This window comes from Tessaracoccus palaemonis (assembly GCF_019316905.1).
Taxonomy (GTDB): Bacteria; Actinomycetota; Actinomycetes; order Propionibacteriales; family Propionibacteriaceae; genus Arachnia; species Arachnia palaemonis.
On record NZ_CP079216.1, the window covers coordinates 382,766 to 397,406 of the forward strand.

Genomic DNA, 14,641 nt, shown 5'->3' on the forward strand with positions numbered 1-14,641 from the left:
GATGCAGCGGCGTGCGCCTGAGGGGGGCAAGGGACCACGACACGGCGGGGGCGAGCGGCACCTGCCGCGGCCCCTGCGCCTTCTCGACCGGTTTCTGAGGCGCCACTGGCAGGGCCTCGCCGTCTCTCTGGTCGTCGTCGCGCTCGGCGTCGGTGCCTTCATCAGCCCCGGCCTCGTGCAGGCCGACGTCCGCCTCGACGAGGGAACGGTCTACGGCATCAAGCGGGACTCCGACATGGTCGGAATGGTCAACGCGCAGATCGACCAGCTTGCTTCCGCGACCACCGTCGGCGACACGCAGGTCGAGCTGCTCCAGTACGAGGACACCGTGCTGCTCCACCTGCCGCAGTCCTCCAGGCTGACCACCTTCAACCCGGGCCGCAACACGCTGGGCAGCCTGACTCAGCTGCCGAGCAACGCTGTCGTGCAGCTCGTCGGTGACCAGCTGCTGGTCTACAACCCGAGCAACGGCCGCGTCTGGCACGGGGACGTCGCGACCGTTCTCGACTACGACTTCCAGAAGCAGACCGCCGACCTCGAGGTCGGGGAGGACGGCGTGGCGACGCTCACGACGGACGGCGACGTCATCGGGCTCGACCCGAGCCGCTCCGTGCTCGTCAGGGCCTCCGCCGACGGCGAATCGACGGTGGAGACGCCCCTGCCCTTCGAGCTCGATCCCGTCGTGGTCGACGTAGAGCTGTCGGCGGTCGGGGACCGGGCCGTCGTGCTCGACCGGACGTCGGGACGCATCTGGGTCGAGTCAATGGACCGCGCCTACGACGTGTCAGGTGCCTCGACCGCCCAGCTGGCGGCGCCCTCGGCCGACGCTCTGGACGGCGAGGACGGCACGCGCGCCCTCTACGTCACGCAGGCCGGTCTCATCGCGCTCACCTCCGACGGGCCCCGCTCCCTGTCCGGGCAACTGGACGAGACGCCCGTCTCGCCCGTCCAGGTCGGCGACTGCGTCTACGCGGCCTTCCACTCAGACGGGGTCACCTTCGTGAAGAAGTGCGTGGGTGAGGATGCCTCCGTCACCGGGCTCGACGACCTGACCACCGACGGCAGCGCCCTGTCGCTGCAGGTCAACCGCGGCGCCGTGACCCTGAACGACGCGGCCAACGGCACCATCTGGCTGCTGGACAAGGGGGTCGTCATCCTGCCGGTCGACTGGGAGGCCGTCGCGCCCGTGCAGGAGAGCGACGAACTCGACTACGAGGACGGGGACTCGGACGTCGTGCCCGACCGTTCGCAGGAGAACCGGGCACCCATCGCGAAGGACGACACGCTCGCGGCGCGGGCCGGGCGCTCCACCGTGCTCACCGTCCTCGACAACGACACCGACCCCGACGGTGACGTGCTCAGCATCTCCGCCCCCGGCAGCATCGACGGGGCCACGCTCGAGCCCATCCGCGACGGCGCCGGGCTGCAGATCACGCTCCCCAACGAGGCGTCCGGCACCTTCACCTTCACCTACACCGTCGATGACGGGCGGGGCGGCACCGACTCGGCCGAGGTGACCGTGCGCGTCGTCGACGCCGACATCACGAAGGCCAACAGCGCGCCGCACAAGTTCGAACGGGCCCAGCCGCTCGAGGTGCAGCTCGGCAGCCGGAGCATCACCAAGCGGGTGCTGCTCGACTGGCGTGATCCGGACGGCGATCCGCTGATGCTGCTCAGCGCCACGATGGACCCCCGCTTCGAGGACATCGTGCGGTTCACCGCGGACGGCCAGATCACCTACACCGACGTCGGCAAGACCACCGGCACGAAGATCATCGAGGTCGTCGTCACCGACGGCCGGGACTCCACCACCGGCGAGCTGGTCGTCGAGGTGTCGGAGGACCCGGTCGCACCGGTGGCGTTCGGCGACTTCGCGACGGTCACCGTCGACCAGTCCGTGACTGTCGAGCCGCTCGCCAACGACGTCGGCGTGGACCTGACCCTCAGTGAGGTCACCACCGACTGCTCCGAGTGCACGCTGGAGCCCAACTACCGCGACAAGACGTTCGCGTTCTCCGCGCCGAAGGCCGGCGAGTACTACGTGACCTACACCGTCACGAACGGGCAGATCGGGACGGGGCTCGTCCGCATCGACGTGCGTGGCACCGGCACGAACCAGGTCCCGATCGCGGCCCTCGACGTCGCGCTGCTGCCGCCCGGTGGGTCCGTGCTGGTCGACCCGTTGCTGAACGACACCGACGCCGATGGCGACGTGCTCGTGATCCAGACATACACGGCGCCGGGCTCCCTCGAGGTCGTGATGGACCGGCGCCACCTCATGACCATCTCCGCCCGCCACACCCCCGACGCGCCCACCAGCATCACCTACCGCGTCTCCGACGGCAGCCATTCCGTGCTCGGCACGATCGTGGTGATCCCGACGCAGGCCGTCGGCAGCACGGCACCGAGGGCCGAGGACGACGAGCTGGAGGTCAGGGCGGGTGCGTCCGCCCGCGTCGACGTGCTCACCAACGACACCTCGCCCATCGGACTCGATCTGACCATCGGAGAGCTCACCGAGAACCCGCTCGGAGAGCAGGCATGGATCGACGGCGACACCGTCCGGGTGACCGTGCCAGCCGGCACCCCCGCGGGGGCCAGGACCATCAGCTACACCGCCGTCGACTCCGAAGGCAACACCGGGACCGCGCGGCTCGCGCTGACGGTCGTCTCCGAGGACGCCCAGAACGAGGCGCCGGCCCCCCGCCAGGTCGTCGACCGTGTCCTCGCAGGCACCACGACCCGTATCGCCATCCCGCTCGACGGCATCGACCCGAACGGTGACGCCGTGCGCCTCATCGGGCTGGGCTCCGGCCCGACGCTCGGCCGGGTCCTCGGCGTCGGCGAGGGCTACCTGACGTACCAGGCCTACGAGGAGTCGCAGGGCACCGACACGTTCTCCTACGACGTCGTCGACTCGCTCGGCGAGCGTGCCCGCGGCGAGGTGCGCATCGGCATCGCCCAGCCGAGCCGCACCAACACGCCCCCGGTCGGCGTGATGGACGAGATCACGGTGCGACCCGGCAGGCAGGTGCAGATCGCCGCGCTGGCCAACGACTTCGACGCCGACGGCGACACGCTCGGTTACACCTCCGACGACCCGGTGGAGATGGACGACGACATCTTGGCCCAGCTGGTCGGCGGCAGGGAGATCGTGCTCCAGGCACCGGCCAGGGAAGGCACCTACGTCGGCCGCTACGACATCGTCGACGCCCGCGGGGAGCTGGCGTACGGGGACATCCGCCTCGTGGTGGACAAGGACGCGCCGCTGTTGGCTCCGGTCACGCGCGACGATTCCGTCGCCGTGTCCTCCCTCATTGACCGGGACTGGGTCGAGGTCGACGTGATGGCCAACGACTACGACCCGGACGGATCACGCGACCAGCTGAGCATCGAGGTCCCCGACTACGGCGCCGACGAGGACTCCTCCGCGCGGCTCGTGGACGGCGCCAAGGTGTCGATCCCGGTTCTGGACCGCATGCAGCAGATCCGCTACGTGCTGATCGACGGTGACGGGAACCGCACGAACTCCCTGATCATCGTGCCCGGCCGGGGCGACTCCGTGCCTGTCCTCAAGGACCCCGACCAGACCCTCGACGCCGTGGCCGGCCAGCCACTCGAGATCGACGTCAACAACCTCGTCGCCGGCACGCGGGGCCGCGACGTGCGCCTGACGACCGAATCGAACCTGTCCGCCACGCATGGGCGCCTGATGGCGGCAGGCGAGGCCAAGGTCATCTACGTCCCCGACGAGAGCTACGACGGCCCGGCGTCGGTGGTGTTCGAGGTCACCGACAAGGTCCGTGAGGGCGACACGTCGGGGGAGGCGGCATTCGTGTCGATCCCCGTGACGGTGCACCCGGCACCCAACCGGCCTGAGGGGAGCGAGGACGAGGACAACGCACGGCTGAACCTGCCCCCCACCCTGGCCGTCGACACGCCGGTCCTGCGCGTGGGACCCGACGAGGGCGAGTCGCGCCTCGACCTGCTTGCGCTGTTCCGGGACCCGGAGGGCGACACGATGTTCGTGAGCGGGCCGCTCACCGCAGGCCAGGGCGACGCGGACCTCGACTGGCGCACCGAGGGCGACCGGCTCTACGCCAGCGCCCCCATCACGGCTGAGCCCGGCAGCTACCGGGAGGTCAGCGGCTTGGTGGTCGACGCGATGGACAACGAGACGCCCTTCACGGTCTCGATCCAGGTCACCGCCTCCACCAGGCCGACGGTGACCGTCGCCACCGACGTGGTCGAGAAGGCCGTGGCCGGCGAGCCGATCACGATCCACCCGCTCGCCAACGACCGCTCCAATCTTCTGGGGGACCAGTCGCTGACGCTGCTCGGCGCCACGCGCCTGAGCGGCGAGGGGGCACTGAGCTACGACGCCGAGAAGCAGACCGTCACCATCACCCCGTCCGGCGACTGGCACGGCGCCTTCACAGCCAGCTACACCGTCAACGACGCCACCGCAGACCCCGATCGTCGCGTCGACGGCACCATCCGGGTGACGGTGCTCGACGTGCCCGGCCAGCCGTCGACCCCCTTCGAGGGCGTCGCGGGTGACGGGCAGGTGTCCGTGAAGTACCTCTCCGGTGGCGACGGCGGCACCGACATCACCTCCAGAGTGGCGACTGCCTCCTCTCCCGGCCTGGCAGACCGCACGGCCGAGTGCGGGGTGGGGGTGTGCACCGTCACGGGGCTGAAGAACGGCGTGCCCTGGCAGATCTCCGTCACCGAGATCAACGAGGTCGGCCCGTCCGAGCCGTCGAGACTCTCCGCCGCCGTGATCCCCGACGCAGTGCCGCTTGCGCCGTCGAAGCCGTCGGTGGAGTTCGGCGACGGCGAGCTCACCGTCAGCTGGACCCACGACCCGCAGTACTCCTCCAAGCAGGGCGGCAGCGCCATCGCGACCTACATCGTGCGGCTCCTTGACTCGGGCGGCCGGGAGATCGGCAGCCCCGTCGAGGTCAAGGCGCCCACGAAGACCTACACCTGGAAGGGCCTCACGAACGGCACCACATACCTGTTCACCGTCGAGGCGAAGAACTCCAACCCGCAGAAGGCCCTGACCTCCCCGCCGTCGGACACGTCCACGCCCGAGCATCCCAACGGCAAGCCGAGCGGCAACGTCACCCCGGAGGTCACCGCCATCCGCGACGGCATCGGCGGCGGCTTCTCGGTCACGTTCGAGCGCAGCGAGGTCGACACCAACGGCGACGCGATCGACTACTTCGTCGTCACCCCCGTCACGGCCGACGGCGAGAGCACCGCCAACGCCGAGCGCGTCGAGGTGGGCGCCGCGACCGGCAGGGTCAAGGCCGAGATCCACGGCATGGGCCAGACCCCGACGAAGTTCTCCATCACGGCGGCCAACCGCTCCGGCGAGGCGAAGGTCGGCGGCACGTCGGCCTACACCATCTCCTACCCGCCGCCCGAGGTCACCGCGGTCAAGGTCACCCCGGCGGACGCGGCGCTGCAGGTGAAGCCGTCCACCAACATCAAGGGCGACGCCGCCACGTTCGAGTACAGCCTCGACGGCGCCACCTGGGCCGCGCTGCCCTCGGGCGGGACCATCGGCGGCCTCGTCAACGGCCAGCAGTACAGCGTCTCTGTCCGGGCGCTGGTGGAGGACATGACCTCGGCCGCGCGGACCGCCGATCCCGTCCGCCCACGCTCCGACCGGCCGAACGCGCCCACGCTCAGCACGGAGCGTGTGCTGCGCGACTTCGAGGAGATCCAGATCGACGTCAACCCGATGACCTGGGAGAGCACGGGAGGCTGGGACCCGTCCGACTACCGGTTCTGCAGCCGCAGCAGCGACTGCGACCCGACGGACCCCGGCCGCGTGCGCAAGTTCGAGCCGGGCGAGTGGGGCACCCTGCGGTGGAGGTACGACGGCTTCGACACGTCCAGCATCTCCGTCGACCTGACCGACCACCCGATCGAGGAGCCGGACTTCGACGGCGACACGCTCGGGTTCCGCTTCCCGTACGTGCAGACCGGTAGCTGCACCGTCACGCTCGACGGCGGAGCGGATTCCTTCACCGTCGACATCTCCGGCGGTGAGCTGTACTACAGCGGGACCCCCACCTACACCGTCTCTGAGGGTGACGAGGACGTCAAGATCACGGCCACCACGGCGCAGGTCACCTGTACCGCGAATGGAGCCAGCAAGCGCTTCGGCACGGTATGGCGCTAACCTCGCCCTCGGGCCCCGACGATGAAGGACGAGACTCATGAATCCTGAGCAGGCACGCTGGTTCGGCGAGAACTTCGCGGCGATCGTGAACAACGTCGAGCGCGCCATCGTCGGCAAGACCGAGGCCATCCGGCTCGCGGTGACGTGCATGCTTGCGGAGGGACACCTGCTCCTGGAGGACTACCCCGGCACCGGCAAGACGACGCTGGCGCGGGCCATCGCGCAGTCGGTGCAGGGCACCAGTTCGCGGATCCAGTTCACGCCCGACCTGCTGCCCTCCGACGTCACCGGCGTCACGATCTTCGACCAGAAGGTGGGCGAGTTCGAGTTCCACCAGGGCCCGATCTTCGCGTCGATCGTGCTGGCCGACGAGATCAACCGCGCCTCGCCCAAGACGCAGTCCGCGCTGCTGGAGGTCATGGAGGAGGCCCGCGTCACGGTCGACGGGCAGTCCTACCCCGTGGGGCAGCCGTTCATGGTGATCGCGACGCAGAACCCCATCGAGCAGGCAGGCACCTACCGGCTCCCGGAGGCACAGCTGGACCGATTCCTGATGAAGACCACCCTCGGCTATCCCGACCGCCAGGCCACCATGCGGATCCTCGCCAGCGGTGGCAGCAGGCCACGCTCCGCCGCGCTGCCGTCTGTGGTCACGTCGTCGCAGGTCACGGAGATGAGCCAGCTCGCCGCGTCCGTGCACATCGAGTCGTCCGTGCTGGACTACATCGTCCGGCTCACCGAGGCGACCCGCGGCGCCGAGGACGTCCGGCTGGGGGTGTCGGTCCGCGGCGGGCTGGCGCTGGTGCGGGCCACGCGCGTCTGGGCCGCCTCCCAGGGCCGCCACTTCGTCGTCCCCGACGACGTCAAGATGCTGGCGATCGCCTGCCTCGCGCACCGCCTCATCCTCGACCCGGAGGCCGAGTTCAACGGGGTGCAGAGCGTCGACGTGATGGCCCAGATCCTGGGCGCCGTGCCCCCGCCGACCGAGCGCCAGCCGGCCTGATGACGGCTGCCGCACGCTGGGAGGTCCCCGAGGAGGTCGAGCGGCCGAGCGCCGAGGGACTCGCCACGGCCTACCGTCGCGTGTGCGAGGTCACGGGGATGCGGACCGCGGGGTGGCTGACCCTGACCGTCTCCGTCTCATGCCTTGCGCTGGGCGTGGCGTTCGGGTGGGCCGAGTTCGTCGTCGTCGGCGTGCTCGCCTCCGTGACGGTGCTGCTCGCGCTGCTCTTCACCATCGGCAGGGCCGACCTGAGCGTGAGCGTTGACCTGACGCGCAGGTCCGTCGTCGTGGGGGAACCGGCCGCCGGCACGCTGGAGGTGCGCAACGCATCGGGGCGGCGCCACTGGGGGTCCCGGCTCGACCTGCCTGTCGGCGACACCGTCGCCAGCTTCCAGCTGCGCTCCATCCGCACGGGGGAGGGGATCACGGAGCGGTTCCGGATCCCCACCGCCAGGCGCGGGCTCGTCCTGGTCGGTCCCGCGAACTCCGTGCTCGGCGACCCGTTCGGCCTCGCCGGCCGCGAGCGGCGCTGGACTGAGGAGCTGGAGCTGTACATCCACCCCCGGACCGTGCCGCTGCCCGGTCGGCAGACCGGTTTCGTGCACGACCTGGAGGGGCACGCAAGCGTGCACCTGTCGTCGTCCGACATGAACTTCCACGCGCTGCGCCCCTACGTCGCCGGCGACGACCGCCGCCACGTGCACTGGCGCTCCACGGCGCGGGCCGGGCGCCTGATGGTGCGCCAGTACGAGGAATCGCGCATGTCGCGCATCGTCGTGGCGCTCGACACCGGCCGATCGTCGTACCTCGACGCCGACGAGTTCGAGCTCGCCGTCTCGTGCGCCGGGTCGCTGGCTCTGCAGAGCATCTACGCCGAGTCGCCGCTGGCGCTGCTCACGACGCGTGACGAGCTGACGGCTGTGACCCCCGGCCGTGCCCTCGACTCCCTGTCGTTGGTCGAGCAGACCACCCGCGGCGGCGTCGGCGATCTCGTCGGCTCGACGGTGCTCCGCGAGCCGGGGGCCTCGATCGCCGTGGTGGTCACGGGGTCGTCCAGCACGCTGACGGCCGTGCGGGAGGCGTGCGCCCGGTTCGACATCGACATGCGCGTGGTCGGGATCCGCGTCGCGGCGGGGGCACCGCTGCGGGCCCGGACGGTCGCGAACACGACCCTGCTGCAGGTCGGATCGCTCGAGGAACTGCCGCGTGCCATGCGTGAGGCCGCCTCGTGAGGGCGCGGCGGGGCGTGAGCCATTTCGGGCAGCTGCTCGGGGGGTCCGCGCGGTGGGCGGCGGTCGACGCCGTCGCGGTGCTGGGCCTGCTGGTGCTCGTCGCGTTCGCCTTCTGGCCCGTCTACGGCACCGGCTGGCTGTTCGTCACCGTGCTCGGCTTCGGCGCGGTCGGCATCGGCATCGCGCTGCTCTCGACCTGGCGTCGGTGGGGGGCTGCGGCGGTGCTGGGAGCCGCCGTGGTGGCCTGGTTCGTGTTCGGCGGACTGCTCGCCATGCCGTCGTCCACGGTCGGTTTCGTCGTCCCGACCGGCCGGACGCTCTACGGGCTGCTGCTCGGTCCCGTCACGGCCTGGCGGGACATGCTCCTGCTGGATCCGCCGATCGGCGAGACGTTCAACCTCCTGACCGTGCCCGGCCTCGTCGCGCTCGTGGCGGCGCTCGCGGCGATGCTGGTCTCGCTGCGCAGTTCGCGCCCGATGCTGGCCTTCGTCCCGCTGGCGTTCGCCTACCTCGTCGGTGTCCTGGTGGGCACGCAGGCTGCCTTCCAGCCGTATCTGACGGGCGCGTTGTTCTTCGTCACGTGCCTGGTGTGGACCACCTACCGGCGCGGCGTCGACCGCGGACGGCTCACGGGCGTGCGCGCGAGGCTGCGGCCGTTGCGGTTGCTCTCCGGCGTCGCGATGCTGGCCGTCGCGGCGGCCGCCGCCGTTGCGGTCGCCCCGGCGCTGGCCGGTGGTCAGCAGCGCGAGACGGTCCGGGCGCAGCTGGAGCCGCCCATCTCCACCGAGCAGTACTCGTCGCCGCTGCAGGCCTACCGGGTCAACATCACCCGGGAGCGGACCGACACGCTGCTGGAGGTCGTCGGCGCCGCCGAGGGGCAGATCATCCGCGTCGCGACCCTCGACGAGTACGACGGCCTGAGCTACCGGGTCTCCAGCCTCGACGACGAGGCGATGCAGGCCACGACGTTCACCCGCGTGGGGCAGTGGATCGCCGACGACAGCGAGGGTGTCGACGGGGAGGTCGACGTCACGGTCCGTGGCCTCGGCGGGGTCTGGGTGCCGACGATCGGGCGCACCACGAGCATCGCCTTCACCGGGGATCGGGCCGTCACACTGGGCGAGTCCTTCTACTACAACCACAGCTCCGGCACCGGGCTGGCCACGGCCGGCCTTGCGGACGGGGACACGTACACGCTCGGCACCCGCGTCGCGCAGCGACCCGCAGACGACGAGATCGCGCTCGCCACCGCGGGCAGCTACCAGCTTCCAGACTCGGCCGGGGTGCCCGACGAGATCGTGAGCCTCGCGCACGCGTGGGGCGACGGGCTCGCCACCGCCGGCGACGTGGCCCTGACGCTGGAGCGGAACCTCCGCCAGGGGTACTTCAGCCACGGCCAGGACGACGAGGCGGCATCGCTGCCCGGACACTCCGCGCGGCGCCTCATCACGCTCGTCACGGACCCGTCGCGCATGATCGGCGACCACGAGCAGTACGCCGTCGCCATGGCGCTGATGGCCCGTGAGCTCGGCATCCCTGCGCGCGTCATCTACGGCTACCGCGTCGGATCCGGGCAGACGATCACGGGAGACCAGGTAGGCGCGTGGCCGGAGTTGTACCTCGACGGCCTCGGCTGGGTCACCTTCGACCCCACGCCGTCGACGGACCGGGTCTGGGACGAGGAGGACCAGCCGAAGCCGCCCGAGACCCAGCCCTACGTCGAGAACCCGCCACCGCCTCCTCAGCGGCCGGTCGTGCCGCCTGCCGACGAGGAGCTGCCCATCGACCCGGGCGAACCCCCGCAGCGCGAGGGACTAATCGACTGGGCGCAGATCGGGGCGCTCGTCGCGCTGACCGGCATCCCCCTGCTCACCGTCGTCGTGCCCATCGCGCTGATCCTCGGCCTCAAGGCGCGCCGCCGCACCCGCCGCCGCCATGACCCCGTCACCGCCAACCGCGTCGCCGGAGCCTGGTCAGAGCTCGTGGACCGGGCCCGCGACATCGGTCGTTCTCCGTCCATCTCGGCCACCCGCAGCGAGCAGGCGGAGGCGATGATGGCGGACTTCCCGCGGCTCGCCGACCATGGGGACCCGGTGACGCTGGCCAAGCAGGCCGACGGCGTCGTCTTCGCGCCCGAGAACCCGACGGAGGCGGACGTCGTGGCCTACTGGGGAGCGACCGGCGCCGTGCGCCGAGGCATGCGCAGGTCGGTGTCCTCGTTCCGGTGGCTATGGTCGTTCCTCTCCACCAGGTCATTCCGACGCTCCGAAGCCGGTCGTCGCCGCGGTGGGCACGGCACCTGAGGCCAGGGCCAGGTCGCTGTAGTCTTGGAGTTCAGGCGCGAGGAGGAGTGAGTTGAGTCGGATGATCCCACGGGGCGTGGTGGTCGCGAGCCTCGGCAGGCGCCTGCTCGCCGCGGTCATCGACACGGCCCCCTTCGTCGCGATCTACCTGCTGCAGTTCCTCATCGCCACGGTGGCCGACGCCGCCGCCGCCACGCTGGTGGCCGTGGTCCTCGGCGGCGTGCTCGCCGCCGGATTCGCCCTCTATCAGTGGTGGGCCTACGCGACACGGGGTGCCGGGATCGGCGCGCGCGCGACGGGGCTCAGGCTGGTGTCGCTCAGCAACGGGGAGCCGATCGGCTGGTGGCGTTTCTTCCTGCGGGAGGCCGTCTACGTGGCCCTGATGTCCACTGTCGTCGGCGGCATCGCACTGCTGATCTTCCTGGTGATCCACGAACGGCGCCAGGGCTGGCACGACCTGGCCGCCGGGTCGGTCCTCGTGCAGCGACGCAGCGCCCCGGCTCAGTCTCCGGCGCAGCCGCAGGCGGCCCCCCAGCGCCCCACGACCGTCGGTCTGCCCCCGCATCTGGCCAGCACGTTCAGCCCGCAACCCGGCTCCTCGAACAACTACGCCGCCTTCGCGCCCGATTCGAGTGCCCCCGACTGGCTCCCGGGGGTGCAGTCCGAGCCCCTCGACGGCGGAGTTCCCGCGGGGCAGCAGACGGCGTGGACCCCGCCGCCCTCGCCTCGCTGGACGCCCCAGACCGGGCCGTCCCCGCAGCCGTCCCCCTTCGGCGCGTCGCTGCCCCCGACCGCGGAGACGCCGCTCGCGCCCGGACCCCGGCCCACCCCACAGTGGATCCCGCTGCCCACCCCGTCGTCCGTGCTGGAGCCGTCCTCGGGGCGGCCCCGCGTCCGTCGGCGTGAGTTCGGGGAGGTGGAGGAGACCGACGGGACCAGGATCGCGCAGCTGCCCGCGTCAGGAGGCAGGCCCGGTGATGCCGGCTGGTTCGTGCGCCTCGACGACGGCCGCGAGGTCGACCTGACGGTGACCGTGCTGCTGGGACGTAACCCGCAGAAGTCGGCCGGCGACCCCCGCGATGTGCACCTGGTTCCCGCCTCAGGCGACGGCCGGATGATCTCCCGCACACACGTGCTGATCGGCACCGACCTGCGCGGCGTCTTCGTCGTCGACCGGGGATCGACCAACGGCACCGCGCTGGTGACGGCCGGCGGCGAGCTGGAACCATGCCCCGCCGACACGCAGGTGCGTGTGAGGGAGAGCCAGCAGGTCTCCTACGGCAACCGGTGGTTCACCGTGCTGAGGCGGCCGGAGCGCTGAGGGTCAGACCTGGGTGCGGTGGAAGTTCAGGAACGAGCGCGACGGCGTCGGGCCGCGCTGGCCCTGGTATCGCGACCCGTACTGCGCAGAGCCGTAGGGGTGCTCCGCCGGCGAGCTCAGACGGAAGAAGCAGAACTGGCCGATCTTCATGCCGGGCCACAGCTTGACGGGCAGCGTCGCCATGTTCGACAGCTCCAGGGTCACGTGGCCGGAGAAGCCGGGATCGATGAAACCCGCCGTCGAGTGGGTCAGCAGCCCGAGGCGCCCGAGCGACGACTTTCCCTCGAGTCGGGCCGCCACGGCGGGGCCCAGGGTGATCGTCTCGTACGTCGAGGCCAGCGCGAACTCGCCGGGGTGCAGCACGAAGGCCTCGCCGTCTGAGACCTCGATCAGGCGCGTGAGTTCCGGCTGCTCGGCCGCCGGGTCGATCGACGGGTAGCGGTGGTTCTCGAAGACGCGGAAGTACTTGTCGAGACGCACGTCGACGCTCGACGGCTGCACCATCTCGGGATCCCAGGGATCCAGGGTGATGCCTCCGTCGGAAACCTCGGCGCGGATGTCGCGGTCGCTCAGCAGCATGGCCGCAACATTACCGGCGCGGGCACTGCGCGCGCGAAGATGGGGGAGAGTGGACGCCGTCGGCGTCGCGGGAGGAGTGCGGATGAGCGTCGGGCACGGCGGGGGCTTTCGGGGCGGCGGACGGGTACTCGGCCGGCTGGCGGCCGATCCCGAGATCGCGCACGCGAAGATCGACCGCGGCACGGCCAGGCGGGTCATCGCGTACGGGGCCCCGTTCAAGGGCATGATCGCGATGTTCCTCATCGCCACCGTCGCGGGCAGCGCGCTGTCCGTGGTCCCGCTGCTGCTCTTCCAGCGGATCATCGACGACGGCGTGCTGGCCGGCGACCGCCGAGTCGTCGTCACCTTGTCCGTCGTGGTTGCGGTGATGGCCCTGCTGTCCGCGGCCGTCAGCATCCTCGAGCGCTGGTGCTCGGCCCGGATCGGCGAGGACCTGATCTTCCGCATGCGCGTCGAGATCTACGACCACGTGATGCGGATGCCACTCGCGTTCTTCTCCCGCTCGCACACCGGCAAGCTCGTCTCGCGGCTCCAGTCGGACGTCACCGGCGCCCAGCAGGCGTTCACGTCGACGCTGTCCACGCTGGTGTCCAACGCGGTGACGCTGGTGCTCGTGCTCGCGTCGATGCTCGCGCTGTCGTGGCCGCTGACGCTGGCGGCGCTGGTCCTGCTCCCGGTGTTCATGGTCCCCGCCAGCCGGATCGGGTCGCAGCTCGCGGACCTGTCCCGCGACCGCATGCAGGAGCAGGCGGAGATGTCGGCGACGATGACGGAGCGCTTCTCCGTCTCCGGGGCGCTACTGGTCAAGCTGTTCGGCGACCACGCGACGGAGCAGGCGACGTTCGCGCGCCCCGCGCGGGCCGTCGCGGACAACGGGGTGAAGATCGCCATGATCTCCCGGGTGTTCATGACGAGCCTGACGCTGGTCGGGGCGCTGGCCACGGCCGTGTTCTACGGCTTCGGCGGGCTGTCGGCCATCTCGGGGCAACTCACCGTCGGCACGTTGACGGCGCTGGTCGCGCTGCTGGCCCGCCTGTACGGTCCGCTGATGCAGCTCGCGAGCCTCCGCGTCGACGTGATGAGCGCCCTGGTCAGCTTCGAGCGGGTGTTCGAGGTGCTCGACCTCAGGCCGCTGATCGTCGACGCCCCCGCCGCCCGCCCCGTCTCGGGGCCGCCCAGCGTGCGGTTCACCGACGTGGTGTTCACGTATCCCGACGCACAGGAGGTGTCGCTGGCGTCGCTCGAGCCCGCCGCCGCGGTGCACGAGACGCCGTCGGAGCCGGTGCTCAACGGCGTCAGCTTCGAGGCGCTGCCTGGCCAGACGGTGGCGCTCGTCGGCCACTCGGGGTCGGGGAAGACCACGATCACGCACCTGGTGTCTCGGCTGTACGACGTCGACTCAGGCAGCGTGCAGGTCGCCGGAACCGACGTGCGCGAGCTGCAGCTGGCGTCGCTGCAGGACGAGGTCGGCTACGTCACGCAGGACGCGCACCTGTTCCACGACACCGTCGGCGCGAACCTACGCTATGCGAAGCCGTCGGCCACGGACGAGGACCTGTGGCGGGCGCTGGAGTCCGCGCGGATCGCCGACCTCGTCCGCCGCCTGCCCGACGGGCTCGACACCGTCGTCGGGGAACGCGGCTACCGGCTGAGCGGCGGTGAGCGTCAGCGCTTCGCCATCGCCCGGCTGCTGCTGAAGGCGCCGCCGATCCTGGTGCTGGATGAGGCGACGGCGCACCTGGACTCGGAGTCGGAGGCCGCCGTGCAGGTAGCGCTGGACACCGCGCGGGAGGGCCGCACGTCGATCGTCATCGCCCACCGCCTCTCGACGGTGCGTCACGCGGACCGGATCCTCGTCGTCGAGGCCGGCCGCGTCGTCGAGTCCGGCACGCATGAGGAGCTGCTGGCCGCGGGTGGTCAGTACGCGACGCTGTACTCGACGCAGTTCGAGGACGCCGACGGGCGGTAGCGGCTCCCTGAGCCGAACCGGTTCCCTGAGCCAGACGC

General features: G+C 71.0%; 7 protein-coding genes. 6 read left to right on the top strand and 1 reads right to left on the bottom strand.

Annotated features, from left to right (window positions below; genetic code table 11):
* Position 1: 1 nt before the first annotated feature.
* From KDB89_RS01625 to KDB89_RS01645, 5 genes are all read left to right on the top strand, one after another.
* Positions 2-6,196, top strand: coding sequence for a fibronectin type III domain-containing protein (locus KDB89_RS01625; protein ID WP_219082889.1), 6,195 nt, complete (start codon positions 2-4; stop codon positions 6,194-6,196).
* 37 nt (positions 6,197-6,233) lie between these two features.
* Entirely contained in the window at positions 6,234-7,199 is a 966-nt protein-coding gene (locus tag KDB89_RS01630; RefSeq protein WP_219082891.1) for an AAA family ATPase, read from the top strand.
* Positions 7,199-8,431: a DUF58 domain-containing protein gene (locus tag KDB89_RS01635; protein ID WP_219082893.1), complete on the top strand. Its 1,233-nt coding sequence runs from the start codon at positions 7,199-7,201 to the stop codon at positions 8,429-8,431. Before KDB89_RS01630 ends, KDB89_RS01635 begins: the two co-directional genes overlap by 1 nt.
* 14 nt (positions 8,432-8,445) lie before the next feature.
* The gene (locus KDB89_RS01640; protein ID WP_219082895.1) at positions 8,446-10,734 is read left to right on the top strand and encodes a transglutaminase-like domain-containing protein; all 2,289 of its coding nucleotides are present in this window, start codon (positions 8,446-8,448) and stop codon (positions 10,732-10,734) included.
* A gap of 61 nt (positions 10,735-10,795) precedes the next feature.
* The gene (locus tag KDB89_RS01645; RefSeq protein WP_255556373.1) at positions 10,796-12,055 is read left to right on the top strand and encodes an RDD family protein; all 1,260 of its coding nucleotides are present in this window, start codon (positions 10,796-10,798) and stop codon (positions 12,053-12,055) included.
* 3 nt (positions 12,056-12,058) lie between these two features.
* Here KDB89_RS01645 and dcd read toward each other — a convergent pair whose 3' ends face one another.
* Positions 12,059-12,634 (bottom strand): dCTP deaminase, encoded by a 576-nt coding sequence (dcd, locus tag KDB89_RS01650; RefSeq protein WP_219082898.1) that lies wholly within the window; start codon positions 12,632-12,634, stop codon positions 12,059-12,061.
* Between the two features lie 82 nt (positions 12,635-12,716).
* On the opposite strand from dcd, the gene KDB89_RS01655 reads away from it, so the two are divergent.
* Positions 12,717-14,603, top strand: a complete 1,887-nt coding sequence (locus KDB89_RS01655) for an ABC transporter ATP-binding protein (RefSeq protein ID WP_219082900.1) — start codon at positions 12,717-12,719, stop codon at positions 14,601-14,603.
* Positions 14,604-14,641: the final 38 nt, after the last annotated feature.